The following is a 26,358-nucleotide window of genomic DNA, read 5'->3' as shown; positions in this document are numbered from 1 at the left end:
AATTGTAAGAATTTTGTCCATGTATTGAATCATCATAAACTCCTTATTTAACTTTAACGTCAACCATATGAGATGCTGATGTCGTATCGATCATTTTGATCGACTTCGCATCTTCAATATCATAGAAGTTGTTGGCGTTTCTGTTCTGTGCACCGATAGCAGCCACAGTTAAACCGGCAAGAATACTCAGCAACAGCACTGTTGCGATAAGCATCCCTGTAATACCATCTAAAACGAATACACCTCTGTTTTCATTCATAATGGACCCCTTATTTGCTTAAGCTAGTAACGTAAGCACTAACTGCTTGAGTTTGAACATCTGTCAAGTTGGTAAATGCCGGCATTGCACCGATAACACCTTTTTTACCGTCTTTAAGAACAGATGAAACTGTCGGTACGTCGAAACCGTTGATTTTCGGTCCTGCAAAAGCCATACCTTCGCCTCTTTCACCATGACAAGAGTTACATGTACCCTGTTGGAAAAGTGCCGCACCTTCAGTATCGCTCTCCGGCAGACCTGCAACCACGTAATCAACCAGCTTGTTCAACTCAGCTTCGCTGGCAAACGAGTAGTTAAGACCCATCGGCATACCGCCAGGGAAATCAGTTTTCAGGTTGTTTGCACCATTCATTATAACATGAAGTACACTCTCTTTCGAGATACGTTTGTTCAGGTCAGCTGCTTTGCCATCGATACCGTCTGCTTTAAGACCGTGACATGGAGCACACTGTACCAAAAATACAGATTCACCCATCTCTACCAAGGTCTCAGCATCCAAGTTAGCATGTTCTGCTTCAAACTTTGCATTCAGAACGGCAACGTCTTCATTGTACTCACCGATCTGAGAGTAGGCATTTACAGGATATCCTGCGATAAAGTACCACATTGCCCAAACAATCGTGCCTAGAAACAGAAATGCCCAACCAGCCGGCAGTTCATTTTTGTACTCGCCGATTCCGTCCCAGTTCTCATCTGCCAATTTACCAGAAGCAGTATCTGTCTGCATTTGACGAACATACTTGATTACAACAAATACTGTAATGATTACAAGCGCAACCGCACCCGCAACCGCAAGCATGTTAACTATATCGCCGCCAAGTCCGTGTTTCGGATCGATTGCAAGATAAGTTGCACCGAGCATCAGAATGACAGTAATAATACCCGCTAAGGTTAACTTATTCATATTTGACTCCTACTTTTCTGTCTCATCCGAGACTTTGTTTACCGGTTCATCGGTAATATCATCACGCAGTGCCATATTGCTTAACTCTTCATAATCACGGCCATGCTTTTTCTTAGCCGTATAGAGATGGTAGATATACGCATAAAGCACTACTACCAAAAAAACGGTAAAGAAGAAATAACCGTACGCCTGTAAAGTTTCAATATCCACTGAATGACCCTCCTTACTTCAAGCTGTTCAAATAAGCGATCAGTGCTACGATCTCTGGGATCTTACCGGCAGCAACTGCATCTTGAACACTTTTGTCTTTCATGTCTGCAGCGATCAGTTTCGCCTCTTCAAGAGCAGACGCTTGCGCACCTTCAAGAGTCTCTGCAAGCTTAACTACTGCGCTAGAGCCGTCTTTCATCGGTAGTTCTTTGTTATAAGGAACAGAGAAGACATTTTTAACAGTCAGTTGTTCAGCATATGCTGTCTCGATATCTGATTCGTTTGTAAACATCCAAGGGTACGCCGGCATGACAGTTCCTGGAACAACCGCTGCAGGATCTTTCATGTGATTTTCATGCCAGTCCGTTGTACGGTAGTTACCAACACGCATAAGATCCGGACCGGTACGTTTTGAACCCCATAGGAATGGACGATCATAAGCGTACTCACCGCTTAGAGAGTAATCACCGTAACGGTCTGTCTCTGCTTTAAACGGACGGATAAGCTGTGAGTGACATGCATTACATGAGTTTTTAATGTAAACATGACGACCAGCCAACTCAAGTGTTGTATACGGTTTGGTACCGATGACAGGACGTGATGCCTGCGCAAAGTTTGGCACGATCTCAATGAGACCGGCAAACGCGATAACTACAAATACACCAACCGAGAAAAAGAACGGGTGTTTTTCTAACCAATGAAACATATTATCCCCTTTCCTTACGCTGCCATAGGTGAAGCGTTTTGAAGTTCATTTTCTTCAACACGACGACCAGCAGTCATAGTTTTATACATGTTCCATGCAAACAAGAACATACCGATTAGGTAAAGTGTACCACCAACTGCACGGATTGTGTAGTATGGGTGAAGTACGTTTACTGTATCGATGAATGAGTAAGCAAGGTTACCGAACTCATCGTGCGCACGCCACATCATACCTTGGGTAATACCCGCAATCCACATAGAAGTAAAGTAAAGAACAACACCAAGCGTCTGAATCCAGAATTGTGTATTCATTAATGACTTAGAGTAGATCTCACGTTTAAATACACGTGGAGCCATGTGGAAAAGTGCCGCCATAATCATGAATGCAACCCAACCAAGAACACCATCATGTACGTGACCAACGATCCAGTCTGTAAAGTGTGCGATAGCATTTACCGATTTGATCGCCTGGATAGGACCTTCAAGCGTAGAGAACATATAGAATGTCGATGCCAATACCATGAACTTGATCAATGGAGATGACGCAACTTGTTGCCACTCACCCTTCATTGTAAGAAGCATGTTGATCGCAGAACCCCAAGACGGAAGGATCAATACTACAGAGAATACTGAACCCATTGTCTGCATCCAGTCCGGTACCGTTGAGAAAAGAAGGTGGTGACCACCGGCCCAAAGGTAAACAAACATCAGACCCCAGAAAGAGAGGAGAGAAAGCTTGTATGAGAATACAGCCTGACCAGACTCTTTTGGCAGAAAGTAGTAGATCATTGCAACGATTGGCACGGTGAAACCGAACGCAACCGCATTGTGACCATACCACCATTGAACAAGTGCGTCATTCGTACCTGCATACATAGATACAGAGTGCCACCATGCGCCAAGACCACCAGATAAGAACATTGTTGGAACTTCCATGTTGTTAAACAGGTAAAGCATAGCAACACCTAGGAATGTAGCAATGTAGTACCAGATAGAGATATAGAGCGATTTTTCACGGCGGATACCGATCAAACCGAACATATTAATACCCCATAGTACCCATACGACAACAATCGCGATATCGATCGGCCATTCAAACTCGGCATACTCTTTCGACGTAGTAATGCCCAGCAAAAGAGATACGACAACAGCAACAACTGTCAACAGGTAGATCCAAAACTGAAGTTTAGCCATGAACATCAAGAACGACGATTCCGCCATTGACACTTTCAGAACACGTTGTCCCACATAATACCATGTAGCGAAAATCCCGCTCACGGTAAAACCAAAAATTACTGCATCCGTATGCAACGGACGCAGACGAGAGAAGTTTGTATACTCCGCTACTCCACTGCCCAACAGTGTGTTAACACTTGGAAAGGCAAGTTCCCATGCCAGAATAACACCGATAAGCATACCGACAATTCCGAGCAACACAGTCGTAAGCATAAACATCTTCGCAACAGTGTAATCATACTCTAAAGGACGATTCTCCATTTACAGCCTCCTAAAAAATTCAAAGCGTAAGAACCCTTTAAGAAAAAGGGTTTTTAGACGCTATGATAATAACGATTATTTTGTTTGATAATTCTTAAAGGATGGGCTTATGGCAATGTTATTCGATTTATATAATATATTTAAGTAGTAATTAAGTGTAATGGGAAAAAAAGAAACACCATCTCACAGAAATGGCTTAAAATATGGCTTTTTAGCAGCTATTCACCTCAAAGTAGACACTTTTTGATCAGCAGTTTTTACTCAATTTCCGCCGCATTTACCGCTGCCGCACTTGCCGGCACCACATTTCATCACGTCATCCTTAAGCGATTCAGGCGCATTGTTTTCTACCGGTTTTGCACCGCATTTGCCCATGCCGCACTTGCCGGCACCGCACTTGCCGGCACCGCACTTACCCATCTCTTGCGCATCCTTGAGCTGCTGCTCGCGAGGGGTGTTGTTCCAGTAGTCAAACTGCATATAGGCTTTCATCAGCGTCCATCCGCCGAAGACGATAATAGTGATCGCGGCGAACTGTATCATTAACGAACGAAAACGTGTTTGTGAGAATAGACCGACGGCAAAAGCGAAACTGAAGAGCGCAGGGATCGTAAAGATGCCGAATATCGCCATAACGATCGCACCCCACAGTGCCGACTGCGTGGTCGTTGCCGTCACAAGCATCGTATAAACAAGCCCGCATGGAAACAGGCCGTTCAACAGTCCCAGAGTAAAGAAACTGCTGGGTTTAGCCGATGTCAGCTGGGAGGTAAATATCTTTTTAAACCAGGGTTGTCTTGTAATCGGGTATTCGATCGATGTCAGAAACTTCAGCTTTCCGGCAAATGAGAATCCCATCAGGATCATCATAACACCGGCAACAGCGAACATAATGGCCCTTGCCAAAGGCGAAATGTCCCAGAGCGAACCGAAATAACCAAAAAGAGCACCCAGGACTGTGTAGGTTACGACACGTCCGAAATTGTAAAAAAGATGATAGGTCGATTGGGTAAACTTGTCTTGTTCCGGTTTGATCTTGGCTGTCGTATAGGTCACAATGAAACCACCGCACATACCGATGCAGTGGCCGATCGAACCGAGCAGTGCAAATGTGATTATGGCAGTGAACTCAATACCGTTCATGGAGGTCCTAAAAAGAGTGCTTTCTTACGCTTTGAATAAAAATTTTAGCGCAGGAGTGTTACATTAGTGTTAATTATATCGTCAGAAAGAAAAATCTTTCTTGACAGTCTACGCCTGTTTTAAAAGGCTTAAAAACTCGCCGAAGATATAGCGGCTCTCTTTCGGTCCGGGGCTTGATTCGGGGTGGTGCTGTACCGAAAAGATCGGAGCATCGTTGTAACGAAGCCCTTCGATCGTGCTGTCAAAGAGATTGGTATGTGTGACTTCCGCAATCTCCGTAATGTTCTCAGGAACATTGTAGTTGTGGTTCTGCGCTGTAATCTCCACCATGCCAGATTTGATATTTTTAACAGGATGATTGCCGCCATGGTGTCCGAATTTGAGTTTGTAGGTATCATAGCCATGCGAGATCGAAAGCAGTTGATGTCCCAAACAGATACCGAACATCGGCACTTTCGCTGCGATCAGTTTTTTGATTTGGGCCTGTTCTTCTTTCAATACCAGGGGATCGCCCGGTCCGTTTGACAAGAAGACACCGTCGATCTCTTTGTTCTTAACACGTGTGATCAGTTCATCGGCATCAAATGTATTCGGCACGACTTCGACTTCCAGTCCCGCCTGTGTCAGTTCATTTAAAATATTGCGTTTGACGCCAAAATCAATTGCAACGATTTTTGCTTGCACCTCAGGCGCTTCATTATATTTGAATCCAATGGCATCGTACGTACCGTTCTTGTGAACATACGCCTCTTTAGTACTGACCTCTTTAATATAATTGACCTCTTCGATACGCGGAGAAGTCTCAAGAACTTTTTTCAGCTCCTCTTTGTCGTCGATCTCAGTCGAAGCGACCATCATCATTGCGCCTTCAGAACGAAGCATCTTGGTCAGGTAACGTGTATCGATATCGCTGATACCCATAACATTGTGCTTTTTCAGGAAATTTGCCAAAGAATCTTCTGCACGGAAATTGGAATAACGGTCTTGATATTGACGGACAATCATCCCTTTCGCATGCGCTGCTTTCGACTCCATATCTTCATCGTTGACACCGACATTACCTATCTCCGGCGCTGTAAAGGTGACAAACTGCCCTGCATAAGATGGGTCAGACATGATCTCCTGATAGCCGCTCATTGATGTGTTGAAAACGATCTCGCCAACGAGCGTTGTCTCAGCACCAAATGATGACGCTTCCAAAAAAGTACCGTTTTCAAGATAGATCCAAACTGGTTTCATTAGGCAAGTCCTCTTTTTTGTAATTCTTCGTTATAGAGCTTTTCATGAATAATATCAAACTCTTCTGTGCCGGGGATAATACGGCGTTTGTATGACCGGATCTTCTCCATCACGGCATCATCAATCTCATCGTTACTTGCGATATAACCCGTAATTGCATTGTAGATAACATTTTTAATACGGTTTTCTGTCACTTCGTAATTGATTAGATCTTCTTCATACAGTTCATCCAGAATCTTATGCGAAAGATCCGAATAACGCTCTTCATAAGAGAGAATAACGCCATATTCCGGTGCCAGTTTTTTCTTGATCATGAAGAAAAGCTGGCGTTCATCTGCCAACATATCCTCAATATTGTCCTCGTTCTCAGCAAGCATCTCATTGACACGCTCTTCAAGTGCATGTTCTTTTTTTACACTCTCTTCAAGGATCTTCTCTGCCTCATGTGCGACAGGGTCAAGACCTCTGGTCATCGTAACTAGACCACTTTTGTTGAGTTCGATAGCGATTCTTTGTGCAATGCGTGGAACATGTGAGAGTGTTACTTTCATACGAAGACCTCATAATATTTTTTTGGATTTTACTCTATTTTTGGTTAGAAAGAGGTAAAAGGAAGAGACAAAAAACAGTATAGAAAGAACTGAAATTTTAGATTTAGTGTAGCTTGTATCGGATGTGAACCCGATAGCGCACTGCTGTGCTTAGAGAGGTGAACTCCGGTGCAAGATGCACTGAAACTGGAATTTAAAGGTGTATGGTGTCTTCGCGTTCCGGTGAAGTCGAGATAATGCCGACTTTCGTTTTAGAGATCTCTTTGATCGTCGTAACAAAATCCTGTGCATCCTGCGGCAATTTGTCAAATTCACGCACACCGACAGAGCCTGTCCACCCTTTAAATGTTTTATAAACAGGTGTGACGTTTTCAAGGTCAGCCGGCATGTAATTGATCTCTTCGCCGTTGTAGTTGTACGCGACACAGACCTTCACTTCGTCGAACCCGTCCAGGACGTCCAGTTTCATAAGGGCAAGCTCGTCCACACCGTTCAAACGGCATGCATGTCGGGTAGCAACAGCGTCGAACCATCCACATCGTCTGGCGCGCCCTGTCGTTGTTCCGAACTCGTGGCCCTGTTCACCGAGGCGTTTGCCGTCATCACCGAAATCTTCACTCGGGAAAGGTCCGTTGCCGACACGGGTACAGTACGCTTTGACAATACCGATCACTTTACCGATATCTTTGGGATTGATACCCAGACCCGTACAGGCTCCTGCGCTGACCGTTGAAGATGATGTGACATACGGGTAGGTACCATGGTCGATGTCAAGCAACGTTCCCTGCGCACCCTCAAGCAGTACTTTTTTATTCTCTTCGTCAAGCGCTTTCCATACCATCTGCGTCGTATCCGTAATAAACGGCGCCAGCTTCGCTTTGTACCCTTCAAGCTCTGCCAAGAGTGCCGCTTCTTCAGGTATCGCTATGTCAAGCACCTCAAAGATCGCACGGTTTTGCTCAAAATAGCCCAAAATCCCTTGGCATAGCTTAGCAGGGTCAAGAAGCTCACCGACTCTGAAACCGGTACGATTGATCTTGTCTGAGTAGGCCGGACCGATACCTTTTCCGGTCGTACCGATCGCTTTATCCCCTTTTAGACGCTCTTTGGCCTGGTCGATAAGCGCGTGATAACTCAGGTTCAAGTGTGCTTTGTCCGAGATATAAAGACGACCTTCAAGCCCGTCAAACTGTTCCATCTCTTTGATGATCGATTCAGGCGAAAGCACAACGCCGTTACCGACAACATTGACCGCTTTCGGGTTCAGTACGCCTGAAGGAATAAGGTGCAGTGCATATTTTACACCGTCTACCCAGATCGTATGACCTGCGTTGTGCCCGCCCTGGCTTCTACAAACCATGTCATATTTTCCGGCAAGCGCATCAACGATCTTTCCCTTGCCTTCATCGCCCCATTGGATCCCTACGATCAAATCTGCTTTCATTCTCATTCCTTACTTATTTGCTTCTATTAATGTGTCTGTGTAGATGGCGAAACCTACCGATGTTACGTCATCATTGACGTATCGACCGCCGCGCGCGTAGATCTCGTTGCCCTCGATCACTCTAAAAAAGAGTTCATCATAATAGAGCATCTTCGCATAGTAAAGCGGTGCAATCACCTTGTTTTTGTATGCGATCTTCCCGCACATCTCTTTCATCTTTAAAAGCTCTTCTCTGATCTCGTCCGGTACAACCTCGATAACACTGTCAACATCTTCCGGATGCTGCAGGTAAACGAGTTTGGTCAGCCAGTCAATATCGAGTGCCAGAAACTTCTGAATATTGATATGGCGAAAATCATCAAGATCAATGTTCAAAAGTTTTGATAACTTTTTCGGAATAGCGATATTTGAAATCTGAAGCAATGGCTCCACATTCAAACGGTTGAATATTTCAACAGACTGGTTGAGCACTGTACTCAAGTCACTCTCACCGATGATCTCTGCCCCTACCTGATACTGTTCCACCGAAGGGTAGTGGTAGATGGGCTGAATATAGAACCATTTGCGATGCGTCGTGTTACGACCAAGGCGTTTCGTGATAATACGTACCACGTCGATGGTCGAATCGGCGCGCAGGCTCATTTTGTTGTTCTGCTTGTCGTTGATTCGCACCAGTTTTTTCGTATCAGAAATAGATTCATGCTGATGGTAGGAAAAGAGCGGTGAAACGATCTCTTCAAAGCCCTCTTTGTAAAGAACCTCGCTCGCCACCTGTTCGATCTCGCGCTTGCGCTTTGCCGAATCGCCGAAATAGAGTTTGGAGCCTTCCGGAATCTCGTGTTCAAATATCATTTATTTGTCTGCTTTAACGAAAAATAGGTCTCATTGAACACACGGCTCGCCGTGCCGTCAAAGTCTCTGCGTCCGAGTTTCTGAAGTGCCAGTTCAACGGCATTGACAACCCAGACGATCTCATACGGTTCGATCAGTCCCATTTGGTTGATTCTGAAGATCTTGCCTTTAAGGTGATCCTGCCCGCCTGCCACATTGACACCGAACTCATTTTTGAGCAGGTTACGGATCTCAGATGCATTTTCATCATCAATCGTTGTCATCGAACGCGCCGGCGAGGTCGGATAGACATGAAGCCCAACGGCTTTGAGTGCCGCCAATACGGCAGTTGCACGTTTTTCCGTATCCGCATATAGCTTCTCCAAGCCGCCATTGTCTTCAATGTGCTGAAGCACAGAGCGAAGTCCGATAATAAGTGTCGTAGCCGCTGTATAGGCCGTTGTGTTCTGCGACTGCTTTTTGATCTCGGAAGCGAGATTGAGGTAGTAACCCTTTCCACTACCGATTTTCTCAACGGCCGCGTTGCTCAGGCCAAGGATCGCCAGTCCCGGTGGCAGCATCAACGCTTTTTGGCTCCCTGCGATCAGACAGTCTATGTTCGTCACATCGATACGCTCGACGCCCACTGCCGTAATACCGTCGGCGATGACCATGATGTTCGGATTGATCGCTTTAGCTGCCGCTGCGATCTCTTCGACATTATGACGCAGCCCGCCGGCCGATTCAGAGATCTGAATCGCCAGTGCATCGATCTGCGGGTTGGCCTTGAGTGCCTCGACGACCTCCGCTACCGATGCCGGTGTATGCCATTCGTTTTTGATCTCAATGTTCTTCAAACCGCTTGCAACCGCGATCTTTCCAAAACGCTCGCCGAACTTTCCGGAGTTAATACTCAGAAGCGTGTCCGAGCAGAGATTGACAACAGCCGCTTCCATCGCGCCTGTACCTGACGAAGCGAGCATGATCACTTCGTCTGTATTAAAAAGCTTAAAAAGCAGTTTACGCGCATCGGCAAAGATCGCTTCGAATTCCGGTGTACGGTGATGAAGGGTTTCTCCTGCCATCGCTACACGGGCAAATTCCGGTACGGGGGTCGGTCCTGGAGTAAAAAGCAACATATCATTTCCTTAAATAAACATCATCTAAAAACCCTGAAACAGAGGTCCTCAAATGATATTTATACCTAATATTTTTTCAAACCGCGTATTATAGCCTATAACCCTTTAGCTGTAAATGAAAAAAGGGCTTCATCGATAGCAAATACATCGACAATTCAAATCTAATCAATTTAGCACCGAAATGTTACAATGCTAAAACAAAACAAGCAGGTTTTTGCTTCTTTCAGACAGCCTGCTCGCATCTATATATAATCAGGAATTTACTTGGACATTTTTCAAGCCATCATCATCGGTATAATCGAAGGTTTTACCGAATTCTTACCTATCTCTTCAACCGGGCACATGATCGTTGCCAGTAAATATTTGGGTGTCTCTCAAGACAGTCTGACCAAAGCCTATGAGGTGATCATCCAGTTTGCCGCCATCCTGGCGGTGATGCTGCTCTACCGTGAAAAAATGACACTTGCCAAGGTCGAACTGTGGCAAAAACTTTTCATCGCCTTTTTGCCGCTGGCTATTGTCGGCTACCTCTTCAAAGACCAGATCAAAGCCCTTTTCTCCGTCGAGGTCGTCGCGATCATGTTCATCGTAGGCGGGATCATCTTTCTGATCGTCGAGAAGTTCTATAAAGAGGAAATGAGCCACACCAGCGAAGTCGAAAACGTCAGTTACAAACAGGCTTTTTTCGTCGGTGTCGCACAGGTCTTTTCACTTATTCCGGGCACAAGCCGTGCCGGAGCCACCATCATAGGCGGTCTTATGCTGAAGATAAACCGTAAGACAAGTGCCGAGTTCTCCTTTTTACTAGCGATTCCGGTAATGGGAGCCGTAAGCGGCTATGATTTGCTCAAACATTACAATGAGTTCGCTGATGCCAATTGGACGGCCTTTCTCGCAGGCTTTGTCACCGCATTTGTCGTCGCATACATTACTATTAAGCTTTTTTTAGTCTTTTTGCAGCGTTTTACCTTTGTCAGTTTCGGTATCTACCGCATTATTTTCGGTATTGTGTTATTGCTTATTAACGGGTAGTATAAAGACTCTATCCACTTCATTAGGATGCATACCTCCTGTTAACGAGCGTCTTCCAGTTGTCCTGTTTCTATCCCCTCACTGCTTAACTTAGGCATATTTTCACCTCTAAAGGCTAAGTCGATTTCCCTGCTTCTGCTTGTCTCAAGACCTGAATAACCGCAAGCATTTTATTTATACTGTTCGAGCTCTTCGAACGCCTCTTTGCCGGCACCGCAGTCAGGGCAGACCCAGTCATCCGGAATATCTTCGAAAGCCGTTCCCGGTGCTATCCCCCCGTCAGGATCCCCCACTTCAGGATCATAGATCCAATCACAAACGGTGCAGATATATCTTTTATGCATCTCCATCTTCTATCCTTTCATGCGCACTTAATGTATTACGTTGTCACATGCTTTTTAGTAGATATACAGTGTAGCAAATAATTTATTGATTTAAAAGTTATCTGGATAATTAAAACTGCAAGTTAATAGTTTGCTGATGCAAGGTGTGTCGGAAGTTGTTGCACAAGGAGTATGAAAACGCCAACACACCAAAAAGCTAAGAAAGAAAAGAAAGGGAAAAAATTATTAATTATATAATTGTTAATAACAGCACCCATCTGAATGCTTATAATAATTATAAATACAATTATCTTTTAAACAGCTTATAAATACTACATTTTTATATTATTTTATTTCATGCCGAAAATTTTGCTGCAAAAACCCTATATCCTGCTACTGTTTCGTCTTTTCAATCTCACTTTTAAAATCCTGTTTCATCTTCATCATCTTCTCTTTAATCATTTCGGGATGATTGATCATGAGGTAGCCTTTATACCCGGTATAAATACCATACAGGGCGATCAGTACCGCTGCCGCGCTCAGAACATGTTTACGCCAGGCCATTTGAGAGATAAAGGTACTCACCATCCCCAAAATAAAAAGTGCAGGCACCGTCGCCAGACCGAAGACGGCCATCACCACGGCTCCCATCAGCGCTGAACCCGAAGCGATCGCGGCCGTTGCGAAAAAGTAGACCAGGCCGCAGGGAATCAGACCGTTAAGCACGCCCATGTAAAAAAAACTCGGCAACGATTTTGACTTGATGACCGACTGAAAGAGTTTCTTGAACAGCGGGGTCTGCACTATAGAGTGTTCGATCACCGTCAAAAACTTTATCTTTCCGCTTAATGAAAAAGCGATGATCACCATCAAAATACCGATCACGATAAAAAGCACCCCTTTGGCACCCAGGGAGAAATTGATCGCCGAACCCAAATAACCGAATACCGCTCCGATCAACATATACGAGACCACACGCCCCACCGAGTAGAGCGTATGTGCCAAACTTTGAAAGAACTTTGTGCGGTTTGGATCGATCTTCGCTGTTGAATAGGCCACGACAAAGCCGCCGCACATCCCGATACAGTGCCCAACCGAGCCTAAAAGAGCCACAAAAAATATTGTCCATAGATCTACTGATTCCATCAATTCACCTCAGATTAAAATTATAATTATTATAAGATGCTATTGTTACATAAGTGTTAAGAAGAGAAAGAAAGGGTAATTCACCCTTTCCTTTTCATCTATTCGGTGGGGGCGTGATATGCTTCGATAAAATTGACGATCGAGGTATCAATGACATAGACATCACTGTATCCCATCATCTCTAAGTAACCCATAACGCGGTGTGCGAACCACCCTTTGAGACAAGCCGCAACAATAGGTGTTGACCGCGCTCATCCGGCAGCTGGTCCGTGTAATCCGCAAACTCATGAAACAGACTTATACTTTAATCTCATCGTCGTTCAAAACAGAGCTTCGCTCGAACTCTCTTGAGGTTCAAGCTCTATCGGTGTCTCTGTCGCCTCATCTTCTCCGCAGGAGGGTATATTGCCGGAATCCTTGGCATACTCAATGGCAAAATCCCTGACATGCTGCAGCTTTTTCCAAAGCTTCGGATCCTCAAGGAAGGCTTTTTGCTCGGGATACTTCCGGGAAAACTCGCTGATAAACCCTTTACCCTCCTCCTCGAAAAGCACGCTCCACTCCTCAGCGGTATGCAGCTGTGTAAACGCAAGCCCGTTCATCTTGAACTTCTGCTTGAAACTTTTCATATAGTAGCGTTTGCCTTTGTTGACATCGGCTGTTGCGGTCATCGAAAAAAGCAATACAAAGACGGCCAAAATGCTTTTACCCATCATTTCTGCTCCAATATCCAGCTTGTCACGCTGTCAAGCTCTTCATCGTTAAGTGTTTTAAACGCAGGCATCCTCGCGTGGTTTGCTTCTTCCCATCTGTCTTTGGTGCCTGAAAGGATGCTTCTCTTGATCTGCTTTTCGTCATCTTTGTAGCGCTTGGCGATAGCACGTAAGGCAGGCCCCATCTTCTTCTGTGTTACGCCATGACAGCTGGTGCAGCCATATTTTCGCGCGACACGTTCACCGGGATCCATATCCCGCAGGATCTGTCTCTCTTTCATCACCCGCAGAAAATTCTCCCGGTTATAATGTTCAAACATGTAGATGGCAACAGCGTCAAGCTCTGCTTCGCTCAGTTTCCCTTTTTGCGACGGCATCAGACCGTAATCCTCCAGGCTTTTCTTGTCACAGAACGACTTCTCGTAAGAGGGGCTGAAAACATAATCCTTCACAAAAGCGATCGACGCGGGGATCTTCTCTGCCGGTGTATCCACCTCGATAAAGTCGTAGATGTGAAACGCCACCGCCATCATCGGCGGTGCTTTCTCTTCGGGATACGTTTCCGGCGGAATATCGAGGTTGTGGCAGGAGGCACATTTGCTCTCTAAAAGAGCTTTGCCGTCAAGATCATTGCGTTTTTTCTTCTCCGGCGCGCAGCCTGCAAAGGCGAACAGCAGCAGATTCAGCGCAACCGACACTCTAAAAAAGATCTTCATCATGGTATCTTCGGCGGTTTTATCTCTTCGCTCATCATCGCATACGATTTGCCGACACGGGCCACCGCATCATAGCTGATATGCATCGTTTCGCTGTCACTGACACAGCTATCGTCGATATACTGCTGTTTGATCTCGACGACAAGCGGTATGGTCTTGGAACCTTTAAGCTCGAACTCCTGGTAATACTCACAGAAAAAAGCGCTTGGGGTCCCTTCGACCATCGGCGGGAAATTCTCGTACGGACGGGTAAGAGGAATATTGAAAACGTCGGCTTCGCTCAACGAAGCGTCCAGCTCTTTGGAGCTGAAGTGCATCTTCTCCAGAAGCTTGCCGTCCACCATGCAGATCGTGCATTTTTTGCTCTCTCGCAGGTTGCGCAGGGTGTCTTTTTCACTGCCGTCACTTTTGTGCCCGACCGATATCACCATCGTCGCCGGTTCGGATGAAAGTCCCATGAAGTAGCTGAAAGGCGCGACGTTCACCACCCCGTCATTTTCCGTAACGACCCAGGCTATAGGTCTGGGGATAATCGTCTGTGCCATCAGCTGGTAGCGCTGTGTCAGCGCTTTATTACGGTAATCGATCAACATGCCCTATCCTCCTTCTTCAATAATGCAGTAATACAACTATACCTGCATTTCCTTGTTCTTCTCGAACTTCGCTTCAAGCTCTTCAAGACGCTCCATCTTCGCAAAATGGCGCAGATTGAGTTCAACAAACTTGTATGACATATAGATGATGACAGGCCATGTTGCGTACCAGATCATTCCTGATAGATGTTCCATCTTCTCTCCTTAATAGTGGTGCGAGTCGGCTTCGACTTCGTCAATCGTGATCGGCTCTCTGTCCATCGCGCGCCACACCACAATGATGTATGCGAGTACGGCTGGAACGAAAAGCGAGACATAGCTCATGGCCGTGAGCGTGTAGTGGCTTCCTGAACTGTTTTCGATGCTCAGTGAGCTCTGCAGGTCGGAGAGCGACGGGTAGTAGACAGTATTGTTCAGTCCAAGGATCAGGAAAAGACTCATCACGACCAAAACGGTACCAAGACCCGAAGACCAGATCCCTCTGTTGCTCTCTTTAAAGAGTGTGCTGTAAAGCGAAAAGAGTACCAGGAGCGTCCCGGCAAGCAGCATGATCGCCACGACCGGCATCGCCATAAAGTTTTTCAGGAATTTGAAGGCGACGATCTCCACACTTTTGCTCTGCGGGTCATACCCGTACCCGCTCATCAAAAGGATGGCAACCGCCACACCGATAAAGAGCGGCAGAAAAAAGAGGGCGTTGGTCCGGACACTTTTACGGGCACGCTCAGCGATGCTCTCTTCGGCGACGTTGTTCAGGAAGTACATCGACCCCTGAATACGTGCCAAAAAGAAGAGCATCAGTCCGAAGGCCACATTGAAAGGATCCAGCAGTGCTTCAAGACCGTAACTCGGCATCGTCCAGCGCGAAAGGTTCATCGTATTGACGATGAAGTTTCCGCCGGTGAAGAGCGTCGCAACGGCGGCACCGATCAGAAAGACACCAACACTTCCGTTGATGAAGAGCAGTATCTCGTAACTGCGTTCGCCGAAGAGGTTGTCTGGCTTTTTACGGTACTCATACGAAACCGCCTGAATGATAAAAGAAAAGAGAATCGCCATCCAGACATAATAGGCCCCGCCGAAACTGACCGCATAAAAGAGCGGGAAAGCGGCGAAAAGTGCCCCGCCGAACATCACCAGGGAGGTGAAGGTAAGTTCCCATTTCCGTCCCAGTGAATTGACGAGAACATTGCGTTCTTTGTCACTTTCGGCAAGTGTGTAGAGAAGGGTCTGACCCCCCTGGACAAAGGTCATAAAAACAAAGAGTGCGCCCAGAACAGCGATCAGGAACCACCAATACTGCTGCAATACCAATAACGATAGATTTTCAAACATTCTAATGCTCCTCAGGTCCGATTTTGATCTGTTTCAACATGATCTTGACCTCGGCAAAAAGCAGTCCAGTAAAGAGGACCGCAAAAAGCCAGAAGGTGATCATGACACTGGTATGCTCGATGCTCGACGTCGCCATACCGACCGGCAGCATATCCTGAATTGCCCACGGCTGACGACCCACTTCCGCGACAATCCAGCCCGCTTCCTGGGCCACATACCCGAGTGGAATCGTAAAGAGTGCCGCCCACAACAGCCAGCGTCGCTTCTCCATCTCATTGGTCATAATACTGTAGAGCATCACGATAAAGAGCAGGATAAACCAGCTGCCCAGCCCCACCATAATGTGAAAGCTGTAAAAACTTATCGGGATATTCGGCACGGCATCTTCAGGCTTCTCAAGATAGCCGTACCCCATATAATGGCTGCTGCTTTCAAAACGCTGCAGTGCCGTATCAGCCGTGACCAGGTCACCGCTCTTTTTCGCCTCTTTATACTCGCTGAGTGAGGCAATTGCCTCCTTACCGATGGCAATTTTCTCCGCGGTACTGATGATGCCGTATTTTTCATTGCCATAGACCAGGTCTTCGACACCCGGGACAAAGGCATCAAAGGAGTGATACCCGAGGAAAGAGAGGGCATACGGTATCTCGATACTGAACTCAAAAGGCGCATTGTCGTCGCCGACCTCTTTGTCCGGATTGAGCTGGCCGAAGGCGATAATACCGGCACGTTCCTCGCCTTTGTAGAGCCCTTCCATCGCTGCCAGTTTCATCGGCTGATTAAGAGCGACCTGATGCGCCGACTCGTCACCGCTTGCAAGCAGAAAGAGCGAGGTCAACAGACCGAAACTCGATGCCACGACGATGCTACGCTTGGCAAACAGGACCTCGCGCCGTTTCAGAAGGTACCAGCTGCTGATCCCGATCACAAAGAGCGAGGCCAGTACATAACCGCTGCTGATGGAGTGAAGGAACTTGCTGACGGCGTTCGGGTTGAAAAGCACCGCCCAGAAGTCGACCATCTCATTACGCGCGGTATCAGGGTTGAAACGCATCCCGACCGGGTTCTGCATCCAGCCGTTGGCAACCAGGATCCACAAAGCCGAAAGGTTGGAACCCAATGCGACCAGCCATGTTGAGAGCAGGTGCATCTTTTTAGAGACCTTGTCCCAGCCGAAGAACATCACGGCAAAAAAGGTCGACTCCATAAAGAAAGCCATGATCCCTTCGATAGCAAGCGGAGCCCCGAAGATGTCGCCGACGATCCAGGAGTAATTCGACCAGTTGGTCCCGAACTCAAACTCCATGATGATACCGGTCGCAAGACCGATCGCAAAGTTGATAGCCAACAGGGTCATCCAAAACTTCGTCAGTGTTTTCCATTCGCTCTTGCCTGTCTTGACATAGATCGTCTCCATGATAGCAACCAGGAAGGTCAGACCGAGCGTCAGCGGTACAAAAAGCCAGTGATAGAGCGCGGTCAGTGCAAACTGGGCACGCGACCAATCTACCAACAGATCAGCATTTTCCATTATTTCTCCTTTGGTGGTGTTAATGCATCGAGGATATAAGCACCCCGGTCTTCATCGTTTGTGAAACGGGTCTCTAAAAAGTTGGGGAAGAAGAGCCACTTGATAATGACCAGCAGCACAAAAAGCTTGATCCCTATGATCAGCCAAAGCGTCTTGCCTGTTTTCATGTTCTTAAAGCCGTCATAATAGAGGTAAAACAGCCATTTCAACCTGGAAAAACTCTTCTGCGCCATCTTTTTTACCCGTTCAATATTTAATGTGTATGCCCGTGTTCATGCCCATGGGGATGCGTATGATGCTTTTCATGTTTTGCAATAATATTTTGCATCTGTGACGCATTGAGTCCATTTAATTCGCCTGCTTCATATTTTTTGATGATATCCGCTACTTCTATACGTTCGTCACCCGCATATAATAACTTCATATGATAGTTTTGTAAAGCCTTATAGGGGTTGCTCCCCATCTCTTTGACGATGATCGTATCGACACCTTTTTGTGCGAACCAGTTGATCACCGCTATGCCGTCGCCTACTTCATTTTTTTCTATTGTAATATTTTTCCCGTCATAGAAGGCAAAAAACTTCGCCTTACCGAATAGAGGGGAGACTGCTGTGTTCTCTTTGTCTGTCTTTACTGCTACTGCCAACATCTGAGACTCCTGTAAATTAGTGTTTATATGAACATATGTCCGAATGATAGCGATTTTATGAACATATGTCAAATTAAAAACTTGATTGGATATAATTTCTTTATGGCAAGAGAAAAAATAAAACGCACCCTCAATTTCAAACCCCTCGTCAAGGCTTTCGGACCGCTTGAACAAAAGGGTGAAAACAGTATCACCCTTTTTCACGAAGAGATCGAAGCGATCTACCTGATGGATCTGCTGGGGCTCTACCAGGCCGATGCCGCAAAGAAGATGAATGTTTCACGCCCTACCTTTTCGCGCATCATGAAAAGCGCGCATGAGAAGGTCGCTCTGGCCCTGGTAAGCGGCGCAAACCTCATCATCAAGGACCAGAAAGAGGATTACAGGATTGCCTTCTGCTCTTCCGATAAAGAGAGTTATAAAACCATCACGCCGCTGCAGCCCTTTATCATCATCTTACATATCAATGAAGGCGAAGTCGTCAGCACGGAGATCCTGGATAACCCCGTCTTCGTACAGAAAGGAAAACCGGGACAGCTGCTGCCCGGGTTTTTCTCAGAACATAACGTCAACTTTTTTGTCAGCAGCAGTATCGGGGAGGGGCTCAAGCATGCCTTGGCGGCTAAAGGGATCTCCCCTGTTGTCACAAAAAAGATCGAAGTGGAAAAACTGCTGAATTTGGGATTTTTAAACGGTCAGCAGCGGTCTTAGCCTCTGCCTGTTCTGTCTAAACAGAGACTTTCAACCTATTTCAGCGGAGCGCTTTTTGGTGTATTGCCTTGTGCAAGTCCGACTATGCCGCCTTTCATCACACGCGTATTTTTAAAACCAAGCATCTTCAGACTGGCGGCAGCCATCGTCGCGCGTGTACCGGAATAACAGACGATCACGATCAATTCATCGGTCGGCAGTTTCGCAAGGTTCTCTTTTTCAAAAAGATGTTCAAGAGGCATCTCGACGGTGTTCGCAGTTTTGAGTCCCAATACAGCCAGTTCCCCTTTTGTACGGATATCAAGCAGAGTGAACTTTTTCTCTTCACGCAGCATCTGCATCACTTCGTCACTGCCGATCGAAAGTTTTGAAGCAGCACACGCTTTTTGTGTCATGTGCGAGTAGAAAGCGTCAAAATCCTCTGCTTTATTCGTATCGAATGCAGACAGGTTCAGCGCCAAAGTCGAAAATAAAACCGCACCTGTTACTATTTTTTTAATCATGGGAATACTCCCCCTTTTTATTTTTTGGAACTCTACTAAAGTGACGATTAAATAAAACTTATGACGTATTTTATACGTCAAATACCGCCATCGTGCGATAAATTGCTTCCGATATAGAAAATAGCCCGAAAAGGGTTTCATCGCTGTCACTGATCTCGAAAGCGAATACGGGAGTTTCCATGATCACGGAAAGAAGGGGTTTTCATTTTGGATTTGAAGAAAGTACATTAACGACAATCGCCGAAAAGCACAGCTTCGGGACCATCACCTTCCAGATAGTCTATGCGATCGAAAAAGAGAATGGAAGAACGTATCCACTTTTCTGATTAGCGCGGTCAAAGGTTAATAGACCTTACGGACTTTGACCTTCTTCAATTCGCGTTTGACGATTTTGTTCTCGTGCTCCATCTTTATCCAGAACCGCTGGGTCTCATACCCCTTTTTGCTGATACGTATATCATAGTTTTCCGGTTTAAGCAGGATTCCCGGCTTGTATGCCGGTTTGATGTTCATGATCTGTATTTTGGCATCAAACGGTACCGTTTCGATGAAGAGCGGGTACGCCTCTTTTATCTCGATCTTTGTCGCTGAAAAGTAGTAGCTCATCGCGCCTAAGAGGATCAAAAGGGGAAGAATACTTGCTAAAAAGAGTTTATTAAGCCGCTGTTTTTTCTCCTCTTTCTCCTCATTGGCCTGGCGTTGCTCTTCCTGCCTGCGCCGACGTGCTTTTTTCTCTGCCTGGAAATGTGCGCTCTCTTGCTGTTCTATCTCTTTTAGCGCATCAAGATCGATTTTCAACTCTTTGGGAGAGGCGTCCTCGCTATTCTCTTCAGGACGGGTAGAAGAAACGCTCTGGGTAACTGTCTCTTTCTGCAACTTTTTCTCCTCTCTCTTCTCCTCTTTTTCAGCTAAAAAATGTCTCTCCATCTCTTTACGTCTCTCTTGATGCTCCGCTTCGGCACGTTTTTTCTCTTTTATATAAAATGCTTCTCTCTGCGTCAGAAAAGCACTCTTCTGTTTTTCCCACTTCTCTCTATCCTGCTCATGCAAAAGGGCAGAACCGTCAAAGTCGCTTTCAACTGCGTCGACATAGGCCTCGAAAGAGAGAAGATTCGCAAGGTAAAAATCGTTCGAGATGTCCAAGGCCTCTCCGTCAAAGATGTTTTTATTAAGCAGATCACGATCGGTATAAAACGCTTTGGGAGGTCTGCACTCGGCCCAGGAGAGAAGACCGAAGGCCTCAGCCCTGTTCTCCTGATGCACCGCCGCCCTGATGCGGCGTTTCAATGCCCGGCTGGGGTGGATGCCGCGGTTGTCCACTGCGATACCGGTGATCATCCTCCGGCCGTTTTTGGCACTCTGCAGCTTTCTTTTTTTATGGTTAAGGCGAAAACCTGCACCATTGATGATCCTCTCGACAACTTTTTCAATCGTCTCCGCAAAGGCCTTGTCGTTAAAAGAGAAGATCAGGTCGTCGGCGTAACGGGTATAGACAGCATAGACCCCTTCATCTGAAAGAGCATCCGCAATCGCTTTATCGATCTCTACAAAAGCGAGATTGGCGATCACAGGGCTTGTCGGTAGACCTTGCCTGGCGATGCCGTCGATAAAACAGAGAGAGAACGCTTCTTCACTCAGGTACGCTTTGACCATATCCGCTTTCACACTGTCAAAAAAATCTTCCAGATCAAGCGAGAGCGTGTAGGCGTAGCCGACATGTTTGAGTGCGTTGCTCACCGGTGAACGGCCGCGCATAAAACCGTGGATACGACCTTCTACATCGATATTATGGAGTTTTTGCTGTAGTTCCGGAAGAAACGATATTAATTTGTTTTTGTAGGCTTTGTGTGGTGCGTAAAGTATTCGATATCGTCCATCACCTTTGGCAATTTTGATAGTCTTGTATTGTTTGATCATAGTTCTTCTCTTAGGAAGGCAGCACGAATTTCAGTGGGACCATTCAGAAAAGTAGGCGAAACGCGCTACCAAAACGGACCTGAACTACGATCGAAATCGTATAAAGCTACTGCCTAGTTTTATTATAATCAAGTCATGCTCATACTAGCTTTAAACAGCATCATGTTTTACTATCTCTGTTCCGTGATCGCCGGAGGCAGCTGGCAACAGTCAGGAACGGGATAGTCATCTGATAAAAGACCCGTCTAGTATTACTGCAATATGATGAATGTTGTGCTCCGAAACGATATCTACTGATGACGTTCTTTTTTGATCGTATGCAGCACCAGGGCAGCCAGATAAAGGGCCTTTGATCGATGCGACAGTCCTTTTTTTACCTCTTCGTCAAGCTCACCCAGGGTTTTGTCAAAACCTTCCGGTATAAAACAGGGGTCATAGCCAAAACCGTTGTCACCGCGAGGCACGGTAATGACATCACCGTACATCCAGCCGTGTACTGTCTGCTCACCCTCTTTCGTCACGATCGCAATGGCTGCCGTATAGTGTGCCGGGGAACTCTCCAACCCTTTGGCTTTGACCGCGTTCATCAGTTTTTGAAGGTTCTCTTTATCGCTGGCATCCTCCCCGGCGTAACGCGCACTGTAAATACCCGGTTCGCCACCGAGAGCATCTACGGAGATGCCGCTGTCATCAGAAAGGACGATAGCATCCTCGTCGCCGAGCGCCGCATATACAGCCCGCGCCTTGATCAGGGCATTTCCCTTAAAATCCGGGGCATCCTCGATGATGTCAAAAGCATCTATCAGGTCGGTGTAGGGCACCACTTCAAAATCACTGCACATCGCTTTTATCTCACGTACTTTCCCCTTATTAGAGGTGGCCAGGACAATTCGCATCTTACTTCCTTACGCAACTTTTAATTCAAAACACTGCCTCTATCTTTGAGACAAAAAAAACAGCATCTGTACTATAATGCGCATTTTAACGCAGTTGTCTAGAAAATTGCCACTATTTTTACCCGAAGGTCTGTTCATGTTCAAAAAAATAATGCCGCTCTCGGCTATTTTATCCCTGCGCTTTTTAGGGCTGTTCCTCGTTCTTCCTGTTCTCTCGGTCTACGCCATGAGCATGGAGGGGGCAACACCTCTGCTCGTCGGTATCATCGTCGGCGGTTACGCCCTAACGCAGGCACTCTTTCAGGTACCGTTCGGCACGATCAGCGATAAGATCGGCCGCAAACCGACCATCTTCGTCGGACTTGTCATCTTTCTTATCGGTTCCGTGATTGCGGCTCTGAGCACGGACATCTATACCCTGATGGTCGGCCGTTTCCTTCAGGGTGCCGGTGCGATCGGTGCGGTTGTCACCGCCATGATCTCCGACCTGGTTCCCGAAGAGGTACGCGGTAAAGCGATGGCGATGATGGGCGGTACTATTGCCCTCTCCTTTGCCTTGGCAATGGGTCTTGGTCCGGTACTGGGGGCTGCTTTCGGGGTCGATTTTCTTTTCTGGGTAACCGCCGGACTCTCCGGCCTGGCCATGCTGCTGCTTTTCACCAAAGTACCGACGCCCCCGCGTATCCGCCACATCTACCATAACACGACCAAGACCTCCGATATTCTCAAAGATCCGAACCTGCTCGGCATGATCATCATCAACGGTATGCAGAAAGGGCTGATGACCGTCGCCTTCGTACTGATCCCGATCATCATGACCAACCCGCTTGCCGAGGGCGGTTTTGCCTGGGAAAAATCGGAGTTGTGGATGGTCTATCTACCGGCAATGCTCTTCGGCCTGATCGCAATGGGGCCGGCTGCCGTATTCGGTGAGAAACACAACAAGGCAAAAGAGATCTTTATGCTCTCTATTGTCCTCTTTATCACCGCATTTGTGTTGATGGGCTACGCCACGACGCCGGTACTTTTCATTGTCGGCGTCGTCAGTTTTTTTATCGGCTTCAATATGATGGAGCCGTTGGTGCAGTCGCTCATCTCCAAATATGCAAAAGTGCACCAGAAAGGTGCCGCTCTCGGGATCTCCAACTCGATCTCCTACTTCATGACCTTTTTGGGCGGTACCTTTGCCGGTTTGATGCTGGACATCTCTGACCGTCAGAGCATGGGGATGATACTGGGGCTGATCGGCGCACTCTGGTTGATCATGACAGCGATCAAGCTCTCAAATCCGGCAAAGCACAAACATCTTTTCAAACATATCGACGAGATCGATATGAAAAAACTTGAAGACCTTGAGCATGACGCTATTGCAGAGTGGTACATCAATGAGACGGAAGACCTTGTAGTCGTGAAATACCGCAGTGACGATATCGCTGAAGAGGCGATCCTCGCGAAAATTCAAAAGTAAACATTGCCAACGGAACCTCGCCTTTAGGTTCTATTCTGTTTTTTTATATTTTTATGTGTATTTTCTGTTATAATGAATCTTCAACTCGTGGAGTCCGAAGAGAGAGATGCCTAAAAATATACTTGCAGTGCTTAACCAACAGATCGGCCAATACGACTCCAAAGCGTATACAGCATTCCAATATGCCCTGCTGCTCTCGCTGCTGGGCTTTTTCTCGGCCGCCTCTTCGTTCTTTACGATAAAACAGCTTTTTTCTTTCCATGACACCCAGATGTTTATTGCCGATGCATCTGCCGCGGCTGTCAGTCTGGGGCTGCTGCGACATCTTGTCCGCTACAAAAACTTTTCGCTTGTCGCCACCTATACGATCTATTTTCTCTTTCTGTTCCTTCTTACATTCAGCATTGTCAGTCAGAACAGAGATTTCGGGCTGGTCTGGAGCCTATTTTTCCCCGCATTCGCTATATTGCTCAAGGGGGTCCGTTTCGGTCTTGCCATCACCGCTGTCTATTACGTTATTCTTCTCTCTTTCGCCTATAACGGCATAGGCGTCTGGGAAGAGGGGGCGTGGTCGATGCAGGCTTTTCTGCGTTTGGCGGTGGCCTCTTTCGGCACCGTCTTCGTCATCTCGCTTGCCGAATACAACCGTGAACGCACCTTCAAGGCACTTCATCTGCTGCATGAGAGAGAGCGCAGAAATGCCAAAAAACTGCGTGAGCTCTCCCATAAAGACCATCTGACCGATCTCTACAACCGCCGCAAACTCCACGAGATCTACCCGCAAAAAATGGACATCGCCTCGAGAGAGAACAGCTATTTTTGCTTTTTTATTCTGGATGTCGACTATTTCAAAAACTACAACGACACCTACGGGCATCAGATGGGCGACAAGGCGCTTAAAAAGGTAGCCGATATTTTGAAGAACGTACTGCGCCGCAGCGATGACCATGTTTTTCGGATCGGCGGCGAAGAGTTTGGCGGTATTATTGCAGGGAGGTCAAAAGAGTCGATAGAAGAGCGGCTTCAAAGCATACAGAAGAGTATACGCAGTGCCAGGATAGAGCACAAGAGCAGTAAGGCCGCCGCTTATCTCACTGCCTCGATCGGTGCGGTGGTCTCCCGACCGATCGAAGTCTGTCATACCTTTGAGTCCAAGTTCTTTCAGGCGGACAAAGCACTCTACCATTGCAAAGAGAATGGGCGAAACAGCATCTCTCTCGTGGCGATCTAGAAACGATCGAGTTTTATAACCTTAACCGTCTCGCCAGCCTCTTTAGCTCCGTCATTTTCCTTGCTGTGGATCAGTGCGGAACTGCCGAGCATATTGGTCAAAATCGCGGACGTTCCCGATTTTTTCCCTTCAAAATCGACGACGTAACGCCCATTTTCGAAACGGAGGTTGCAGGCGGTAAACTCGCTTTTCTTGGAGCGTTTGTTGAACGGTTCTGCCAGCGTCGCTTCGACTACTTCGAACACTTTTTCGCTACCCAGAAACTTCTTGATCAACGGGACGACGTACAATAAAAAAGTCACCGTTGACGAGTAAGCAAACCCAGGGAGTCCAATGATGAGCTTCTCCCCTTTTTGGGCGACCATGACGTGCTGCCCCGGTTTGATGTTCACTCCTTTGAAAACCACTTCGGCCCCCAATGCGGGGATAATATCTTTGACGAAATCATAGTCGCCGACACTCACGCCTCCGGTACTGACCACGATGTCAGCCGAAGAGAGGGCGTTTTCAAAAGCCGCAGTGATCGAAGCACGGTCGTCTTTGACAACCCCCATCTGCATCGCCTCACCGCCGGCCATATTGGCAATCGCCGCGATCGTGTGATGGTTTGAACTTCTTATCTGCGCGGCGTTTTGCTGCGGTTCTCCGATCTCGAGGATCTCACTGCCTGTCGACAGCACCGCAACACGCGGTTTCAAAACCACCGGAACTACGGCCGTATTGAGGCCCGCCATCACGCCGATCTCCGCAAAACCGATCTTGGTCCCTTTGTTGATCAGCACATCGTCTTTGGCATAACTCTCGCCGATCGGACGGACACTGAATCCACAGGAAACCTCTTTATTGACAATAATCGTATCACCTTCCACTGTCACATTCTCGATCGGGATAAGAGTATCGGCACCACGCGGCATCACCGACCCGGTAAAGGTTTTGATGCAGTATCCGCTTGTGACTTCCCTTGTCTCATCACTGCCGGCAGGGTTGTCGCCAAGAATCTTGATGCGGCCCGAAGCGAGATCGCTGTGGAGCACCGCATAACCGTCCATCGCAGATGTCGGCTGTGTCGGTGAATTCTCAAAAGCGACCAGATCTTCTGCCAGATAGCGTCCGAGAGAAGCATTTAAAAAGACCTTCTCACTGCGGACCGCACCCGTATCCAGAGCGTTAAGGCGTTCTACCGACGCCTCGTAGGCAAGAAAACTCACGCCTCTTCCCCAAGGAGGCCGCTGCCGCTGATCGGCGTTGAACGATCACGGGCATAGACGCGTTTTCCCTCTTTGAGGTCATACTTCCAGATCGGGGCGCTTGCCTTGAAATCCTCGACAAAGTCATTAATCATCTTCAGTGCGACCTTGCGTTTCGGCGAGAAGACCGCCGCAACATACGAAGAGGTGTGCAGGGGAACATCCCCTTTGGAATGGGCCATCTTCAGGATCGCACCCGCCTCTTTCGCCCTCTGCTGCCATGCATCAAACCATGACTCCAGTATCGGCTCGTAAATATCGAAACTCAAGCCCGAAATACCCTCTTCGTCACGGATCGTTCCGATAAAAGGGATAAAAGCACCGTAGTTGCTGCCCGCTTCTTCACGGTACCAACGCACCAGGATCTCTTCGACCGGGACCGGACCATCGTAAAGTTCAAGCAT

The 26,358-nt window shown here is 47.1% G+C and carries 31 protein-coding genes; 5 read left to right on the top strand and 26 right to left on the bottom strand.

Features of this window, described 5'->3' with window-relative positions:
* Positions 1 to 43: 43 nt before the first annotated feature.
* The 11 genes from WCY20_RS01310 to WCY20_RS01260 form a co-directional block, all read right to left on the bottom strand.
* Positions 44 to 259: a DUF4006 family protein gene (locus WCY20_RS01310; protein WP_345976441.1), complete on the bottom strand. Its 216-nt coding sequence runs from the start codon at positions 257 to 259 to the stop codon at positions 44 to 46.
* 10 nt (positions 260 to 269) lie between these two features.
* Positions 270 to 1,184, bottom strand: a complete 915-nt coding sequence (locus WCY20_RS01305) for a c-type cytochrome (protein WP_345976439.1) — start codon at positions 1,182 to 1,184, stop codon at positions 270 to 272.
* Between the two features lie 9 nt (positions 1,185 to 1,193).
* Entirely contained in the window at positions 1,194 to 1,394 is a 201-nt protein-coding gene (locus WCY20_RS01300) for a cytochrome c oxidase, cbb3-type, CcoQ subunit (protein ID WP_345976437.1), read from the bottom strand.
* Positions 1,395 to 1,407: 13 nt separating this feature from the next.
* A complete protein-coding gene (gene ccoO, locus WCY20_RS01295) occupies positions 1,408 to 2,100 on the bottom strand; it encodes a cytochrome-c oxidase, cbb3-type subunit II (RefSeq protein ID WP_345976435.1) in 693 nt (230 codons plus the stop codon).
* Between the two features lie 14 nt (positions 2,101 to 2,114).
* Positions 2,115 to 3,596 carry a cytochrome-c oxidase, cbb3-type subunit I gene (gene ccoN / locus WCY20_RS01290; RefSeq protein WP_345976433.1) on the bottom strand — a complete coding sequence of 494 codons (1,482 nt, stop codon included), beginning with the start codon at positions 3,594 to 3,596 and terminating at the stop codon, positions 2,115 to 2,117.
* 261 nt (positions 3,597 to 3,857) lie between these two features.
* Positions 3,858 to 4,739, bottom strand: a complete 882-nt coding sequence (locus WCY20_RS01285; protein WP_345976431.1) for a sulfite exporter TauE/SafE family protein — start codon at positions 4,737 to 4,739, stop codon at positions 3,858 to 3,860.
* 108 nt (positions 4,740 to 4,847) lie between these two features.
* Positions 4,848 to 5,978, bottom strand: coding sequence for a glutamine-hydrolyzing carbamoyl-phosphate synthase small subunit (gene carA, locus WCY20_RS01280; RefSeq protein WP_345976429.1), 1,131 nt, complete (start codon positions 5,976 to 5,978; stop codon positions 4,848 to 4,850).
* The gene (locus WCY20_RS01275) at positions 5,978 to 6,529 is read right to left on the bottom strand and encodes a DUF507 family protein (RefSeq protein WP_345976427.1); all 552 of its coding nucleotides are present in this window, start codon (positions 6,527 to 6,529) and stop codon (positions 5,978 to 5,980) included. The genes carA and WCY20_RS01275 overlap by 1 nt, the downstream gene beginning before the upstream one ends.
* 193 nt (positions 6,530 to 6,722) lie before the next feature.
* The gene (locus WCY20_RS01270; RefSeq protein WP_345976426.1) at positions 6,723 to 7,979 is read right to left on the bottom strand and encodes an adenylosuccinate synthase; all 1,257 of its coding nucleotides are present in this window, start codon (positions 7,977 to 7,979) and stop codon (positions 6,723 to 6,725) included.
* Positions 7,980 to 7,982: 3 nt separating this feature from the next.
* Positions 7,983 to 8,825 carry an ATP phosphoribosyltransferase regulatory subunit gene (locus WCY20_RS01265; protein ID WP_345976425.1) on the bottom strand — a complete coding sequence of 281 codons (843 nt, stop codon included), beginning with the start codon at positions 8,823 to 8,825 and terminating at the stop codon, positions 7,983 to 7,985.
* A complete protein-coding gene (locus WCY20_RS01260) occupies positions 8,822 to 9,943 on the bottom strand; it encodes an aminotransferase class V-fold PLP-dependent enzyme (protein WP_345976424.1) in 1,122 nt (373 codons plus the stop codon). Before WCY20_RS01260 ends, WCY20_RS01265 begins: the two co-directional genes overlap by 4 nt.
* Positions 9,944 to 10,207: 264 nt before the next feature.
* Here WCY20_RS01260 and WCY20_RS01255 point away from each other — a divergent pair, with 264 nt between their 5' ends.
* Positions 10,208 to 10,975, top strand: a complete 768-nt coding sequence (locus tag WCY20_RS01255; RefSeq protein ID WP_345976423.1) for an undecaprenyl-diphosphate phosphatase — start codon at positions 10,208 to 10,210, stop codon at positions 10,973 to 10,975.
* Between the two features lie 170 nt (positions 10,976 to 11,145).
* Here the strand turns inward: WCY20_RS01255 and rd are convergent, their stop codons facing one another.
* The 10 genes from rd to WCY20_RS01205 all read right to left on the bottom strand — a co-directional run bounded on the left by rd (position 11,146) and on the right by WCY20_RS01205 (position 17,981).
* Positions 11,146 to 11,319 carry a rubredoxin gene (gene rd, locus WCY20_RS01250; protein WP_345978287.1) on the bottom strand — a complete coding sequence of 58 codons (174 nt, stop codon included), beginning with the start codon at positions 11,317 to 11,319 and terminating at the stop codon, positions 11,146 to 11,148.
* Between the two features lie 372 nt (positions 11,320 to 11,691).
* Positions 11,692 to 12,444, bottom strand: a complete 753-nt coding sequence (locus WCY20_RS01245; protein ID WP_345976422.1) for a sulfite exporter TauE/SafE family protein — start codon at positions 12,442 to 12,444, stop codon at positions 11,692 to 11,694.
* Between the two features lie 320 nt (positions 12,445 to 12,764).
* Positions 12,765 to 13,160: a hypothetical protein gene (locus tag WCY20_RS01240; RefSeq protein WP_345976421.1), complete on the bottom strand. Its 396-nt coding sequence runs from the start codon at positions 13,158 to 13,160 to the stop codon at positions 12,765 to 12,767.
* Entirely contained in the window at positions 13,157 to 13,876 is a 720-nt protein-coding gene (locus WCY20_RS01235) for a c-type cytochrome (RefSeq protein ID WP_345976420.1), read from the bottom strand. Before WCY20_RS01235 ends, WCY20_RS01240 begins: the two co-directional genes overlap by 4 nt.
* On the bottom strand, positions 13,873 to 14,466 hold the full coding sequence (locus tag WCY20_RS01230) for a flavin reductase family protein (protein ID WP_345976419.1): 594 nt from the start codon (positions 14,464 to 14,466) through the stop codon (positions 13,873 to 13,875). The genes WCY20_RS01235 and WCY20_RS01230 overlap by 4 nt, the downstream gene beginning before the upstream one ends.
* Positions 14,467 to 14,502: 36 nt before the next feature.
* On the bottom strand, positions 14,503 to 14,661 hold the full coding sequence (locus WCY20_RS01225; RefSeq protein WP_345976418.1) for a hypothetical protein: 159 nt from the start codon (positions 14,659 to 14,661) through the stop codon (positions 14,503 to 14,505).
* A 9-nt stretch (positions 14,662 to 14,670) separates the two neighbouring features.
* The gene (cydB, locus tag WCY20_RS01220; protein ID WP_345976417.1) at positions 14,671 to 15,801 is read right to left on the bottom strand and encodes a cytochrome d ubiquinol oxidase subunit II; all 1,131 of its coding nucleotides are present in this window, start codon (positions 15,799 to 15,801) and stop codon (positions 14,671 to 14,673) included.
* 1 nt (position 15,802) lies between these two features.
* A complete protein-coding gene (locus WCY20_RS01215) occupies positions 15,803 to 17,332 on the bottom strand; it encodes a cytochrome ubiquinol oxidase subunit I (RefSeq protein ID WP_345976416.1) in 1,530 nt (509 codons plus the stop codon).
* Complete coding sequence (locus tag WCY20_RS01210; RefSeq protein ID WP_345976415.1) at positions 17,332 to 17,565, bottom strand: DUF4492 domain-containing protein; 234 nt, start codon at positions 17,563 to 17,565, stop codon at positions 17,332 to 17,334. The genes WCY20_RS01215 and WCY20_RS01210 overlap by 1 nt, the downstream gene beginning before the upstream one ends.
* A gap of 20 nt (positions 17,566 to 17,585) precedes the next feature.
* Positions 17,586 to 17,981 (bottom strand): NifB/NifX family molybdenum-iron cluster-binding protein, encoded by a 396-nt coding sequence (locus tag WCY20_RS01205; RefSeq protein ID WP_345976414.1) that lies wholly within the window; start codon positions 17,979 to 17,981, stop codon positions 17,586 to 17,588.
* A gap of 102 nt (positions 17,982 to 18,083) precedes the next feature.
* Here WCY20_RS01205 and WCY20_RS01200 point away from each other — a divergent pair, with 102 nt between their 5' ends.
* Positions 18,084 to 18,692: a DUF134 domain-containing protein gene (locus tag WCY20_RS01200; protein ID WP_345976413.1), complete on the top strand. Its 609-nt coding sequence runs from the start codon at positions 18,084 to 18,086 to the stop codon at positions 18,690 to 18,692.
* A 35-nt stretch (positions 18,693 to 18,727) separates the two neighbouring features.
* Here the strand turns inward: WCY20_RS01200 and WCY20_RS01195 are convergent, their stop codons facing one another.
* Positions 18,728 to 19,195: a rhodanese-like domain-containing protein gene (locus WCY20_RS01195; RefSeq protein ID WP_345976412.1), complete on the bottom strand. Its 468-nt coding sequence runs from the start codon at positions 19,193 to 19,195 to the stop codon at positions 18,728 to 18,730.
* A 179-nt stretch (positions 19,196 to 19,374) separates the two neighbouring features.
* Between WCY20_RS01195 and WCY20_RS01190 the strand changes: the two genes are divergently transcribed.
* On the top strand, positions 19,375 to 19,521 hold the full coding sequence (locus WCY20_RS01190) for a hypothetical protein (RefSeq protein WP_345976411.1): 147 nt from the start codon (positions 19,375 to 19,377) through the stop codon (positions 19,519 to 19,521).
* Positions 19,522 to 19,537: 16 nt separating this feature from the next.
* Here WCY20_RS01190 and WCY20_RS01185 read toward each other — a convergent pair whose 3' ends face one another.
* Together WCY20_RS01185 and rdgB are read right to left on the bottom strand one after the other, a co-directional pair.
* Positions 19,538 to 21,112, bottom strand: coding sequence for a reverse transcriptase family protein (locus tag WCY20_RS01185; RefSeq protein ID WP_345976410.1), 1,575 nt, complete (start codon positions 21,110 to 21,112; stop codon positions 19,538 to 19,540).
* A 290-nt stretch (positions 21,113 to 21,402) separates the two neighbouring features.
* Complete coding sequence (gene rdgB / locus WCY20_RS01180) at positions 21,403 to 22,008, bottom strand: RdgB/HAM1 family non-canonical purine NTP pyrophosphatase (RefSeq protein WP_345976409.1); 606 nt, start codon at positions 22,006 to 22,008, stop codon at positions 21,403 to 21,405.
* A 136-nt stretch (positions 22,009 to 22,144) separates the two neighbouring features.
* Between rdgB and WCY20_RS01175 the strand changes: the two genes are divergently transcribed.
* Together WCY20_RS01175 and WCY20_RS01170 are read left to right on the top strand one after the other, a co-directional pair.
* Positions 22,145 to 23,476: an MFS transporter gene (locus tag WCY20_RS01175; RefSeq protein WP_345976408.1), complete on the top strand. Its 1,332-nt coding sequence runs from the start codon at positions 22,145 to 22,147 to the stop codon at positions 23,474 to 23,476.
* A 106-nt stretch (positions 23,477 to 23,582) separates the two neighbouring features.
* Positions 23,583 to 24,707: a GGDEF domain-containing protein gene (locus WCY20_RS01170; RefSeq protein WP_345976407.1), complete on the top strand. Its 1,125-nt coding sequence runs from the start codon at positions 23,583 to 23,585 to the stop codon at positions 24,705 to 24,707.
* On the opposite strand, the gene WCY20_RS01165 is transcribed toward WCY20_RS01170, so the two are convergent.
* Positions 24,704 to 25,915, bottom strand: a complete 1,212-nt coding sequence (locus WCY20_RS01165; RefSeq protein ID WP_345976406.1) for a molybdopterin molybdotransferase MoeA — start codon at positions 25,913 to 25,915, stop codon at positions 24,704 to 24,706. The genes WCY20_RS01170 and WCY20_RS01165 overlap by 4 nt on opposite strands.
* Positions 25,912 to 26,358 carry a molybdenum cofactor biosynthesis protein MoaE gene (locus WCY20_RS01160; RefSeq protein WP_345976405.1) on the bottom strand — a complete coding sequence of 149 codons (447 nt, stop codon included), beginning with the start codon at positions 26,356 to 26,358 and terminating at the stop codon, positions 25,912 to 25,914. The genes WCY20_RS01165 and WCY20_RS01160 overlap by 4 nt, the downstream gene beginning before the upstream one ends.

Source organism: Sulfurimonas sp. HSL3-7, from assembly GCF_039645985.1.
In the GTDB taxonomy this organism is placed as follows: Bacteria; Campylobacterota; Campylobacteria; order Campylobacterales; family Sulfurimonadaceae; genus Sulfonitrofixus; species Sulfonitrofixus jiaomeiensis.
Note: the sequence above shows the minus strand (reverse complement) of the source record. Positions and strands in the feature narration are given on the sequence as shown.

What these genes read in the sequence shown, in the direction of transcription:
- WCY20_RS01310 (WP_345976441.1), bottom strand. Translation starts at nt 259, where the DNA reads ATGAATGAAAACAGAGGTGTATTCGTTTTAGATGGTATTACAGGGATG.
- WCY20_RS01305 (WP_345976439.1), bottom strand. Translation starts at nt 1,184, where the DNA reads ATGAATAAGTTAACCTTAGCGGGTATTATTACTGTCATTCTGATGCTC.
- ccoO (WP_345976435.1), bottom strand. Translation starts at nt 2,100, where the DNA reads ATGTTTCATTGGTTAGAAAAACACCCGTTCTTTTTCTCGGTTGGTGTA.
- ccoN (WP_345976433.1), bottom strand. Translation starts at nt 3,596, where the DNA reads ATGGAGAATCGTCCTTTAGAGTATGATTACACTGTTGCGAAGATGTTT.
- WCY20_RS01285 (WP_345976431.1), bottom strand. Translation starts at nt 4,739, where the DNA reads ATGAACGGTATTGAGTTCACTGCCATAATCACATTTGCACTGCTCGGT.
- carA (WP_345976429.1), bottom strand. Translation starts at nt 5,978, where the DNA reads ATGAAACCAGTTTGGATCTATCTTGAAAACGGTACTTTTTTGGAAGCG.
- WCY20_RS01275 (WP_345976427.1), bottom strand. Translation starts at nt 6,529, where the DNA reads ATGAAAGTAACACTCTCACATGTTCCACGCATTGCACAAAGAATCGCT.
- WCY20_RS01270 (WP_345976426.1), bottom strand. Translation starts at nt 7,979, where the DNA reads ATGAGAATGAAAGCAGATTTGATCGTAGGGATCCAATGGGGCGATGAA.
- WCY20_RS01265 (WP_345976425.1), bottom strand. Translation starts at nt 8,825, where the DNA reads ATGATATTTGAACACGAGATTCCGGAAGGCTCCAAACTCTATTTCGGC.
- WCY20_RS01260 (WP_345976424.1), bottom strand. Translation starts at nt 9,943, where the DNA reads ATGTTGCTTTTTACTCCAGGACCGACCCCCGTACCGGAATTTGCCCGT.
- rd (WP_345978287.1), bottom strand. Translation starts at nt 11,319, where the DNA reads ATGCATAAAAGATATATCTGCACCGTTTGTGATTGGATCTATGATCCT.
- WCY20_RS01245 (WP_345976422.1), bottom strand. Translation starts at nt 12,444, where the DNA reads ATGGAATCAGTAGATCTATGGACAATATTTTTTGTGGCTCTTTTAGGC.
- WCY20_RS01240 (WP_345976421.1), bottom strand. Translation starts at nt 13,160, where the DNA reads ATGATGGGTAAAAGCATTTTGGCCGTCTTTGTATTGCTTTTTTCGATG.
- WCY20_RS01235 (WP_345976420.1), bottom strand. Translation starts at nt 13,876, where the DNA reads ATGATGAAGATCTTTTTTAGAGTGTCGGTTGCGCTGAATCTGCTGCTG.
- WCY20_RS01230 (WP_345976419.1), bottom strand. Translation starts at nt 14,466, where the DNA reads ATGTTGATCGATTACCGTAATAAAGCGCTGACACAGCGCTACCAGCTG.
- WCY20_RS01225 (WP_345976418.1), bottom strand. Translation starts at nt 14,661, where the DNA reads ATGGAACATCTATCAGGAATGATCTGGTACGCAACATGGCCTGTCATC.
- cydB (WP_345976417.1), bottom strand. Translation starts at nt 15,801, where the DNA reads ATGTTTGAAAATCTATCGTTATTGGTATTGCAGCAGTATTGGTGGTTC.
- WCY20_RS01215 (WP_345976416.1), bottom strand. Translation starts at nt 17,332, where the DNA reads ATGGAAAATGCTGATCTGTTGGTAGATTGGTCGCGTGCCCAGTTTGCA.
- WCY20_RS01210 (WP_345976415.1), bottom strand. Translation starts at nt 17,565, where the DNA reads ATGGCGCAGAAGAGTTTTTCCAGGTTGAAATGGCTGTTTTACCTCTAT.
- WCY20_RS01205 (WP_345976414.1), bottom strand. Translation starts at nt 17,981, where the DNA reads ATGTTGGCAGTAGCAGTAAAGACAGACAAAGAGAACACAGCAGTCTCC.
- WCY20_RS01200 (WP_345976413.1), top strand. Translation starts at nt 18,084, where the DNA reads ATGGCAAGAGAAAAAATAAAACGCACCCTCAATTTCAAACCCCTCGTC.
- WCY20_RS01195 (WP_345976412.1), bottom strand. Translation starts at nt 19,195, where the DNA reads ATGATTAAAAAAATAGTAACAGGTGCGGTTTTATTTTCGACTTTGGCG.
- WCY20_RS01190 (WP_345976411.1), top strand. Translation starts at nt 19,375, where the DNA reads ATGATCACGGAAAGAAGGGGTTTTCATTTTGGATTTGAAGAAAGTACA.
- WCY20_RS01185 (WP_345976410.1), bottom strand. Translation starts at nt 21,112, where the DNA reads ATGATCAAACAATACAAGACTATCAAAATTGCCAAAGGTGATGGACGA.
- rdgB (WP_345976409.1), bottom strand. Translation starts at nt 22,008, where the DNA reads ATGCGAATTGTCCTGGCCACCTCTAATAAGGGGAAAGTACGTGAGATA.
- WCY20_RS01175 (WP_345976408.1), top strand. Translation starts at nt 22,145, where the DNA reads ATGTTCAAAAAAATAATGCCGCTCTCGGCTATTTTATCCCTGCGCTTT.
- WCY20_RS01170 (WP_345976407.1), top strand. Translation starts at nt 23,583, where the DNA reads ATGCCTAAAAATATACTTGCAGTGCTTAACCAACAGATCGGCCAATAC.
- WCY20_RS01160 (WP_345976405.1), bottom strand. Translation starts at nt 26,358, where the DNA reads ATGCTTGAACTTTACGATGGTCCGGTCCCGGTCGAAGAGATCCTGGTG.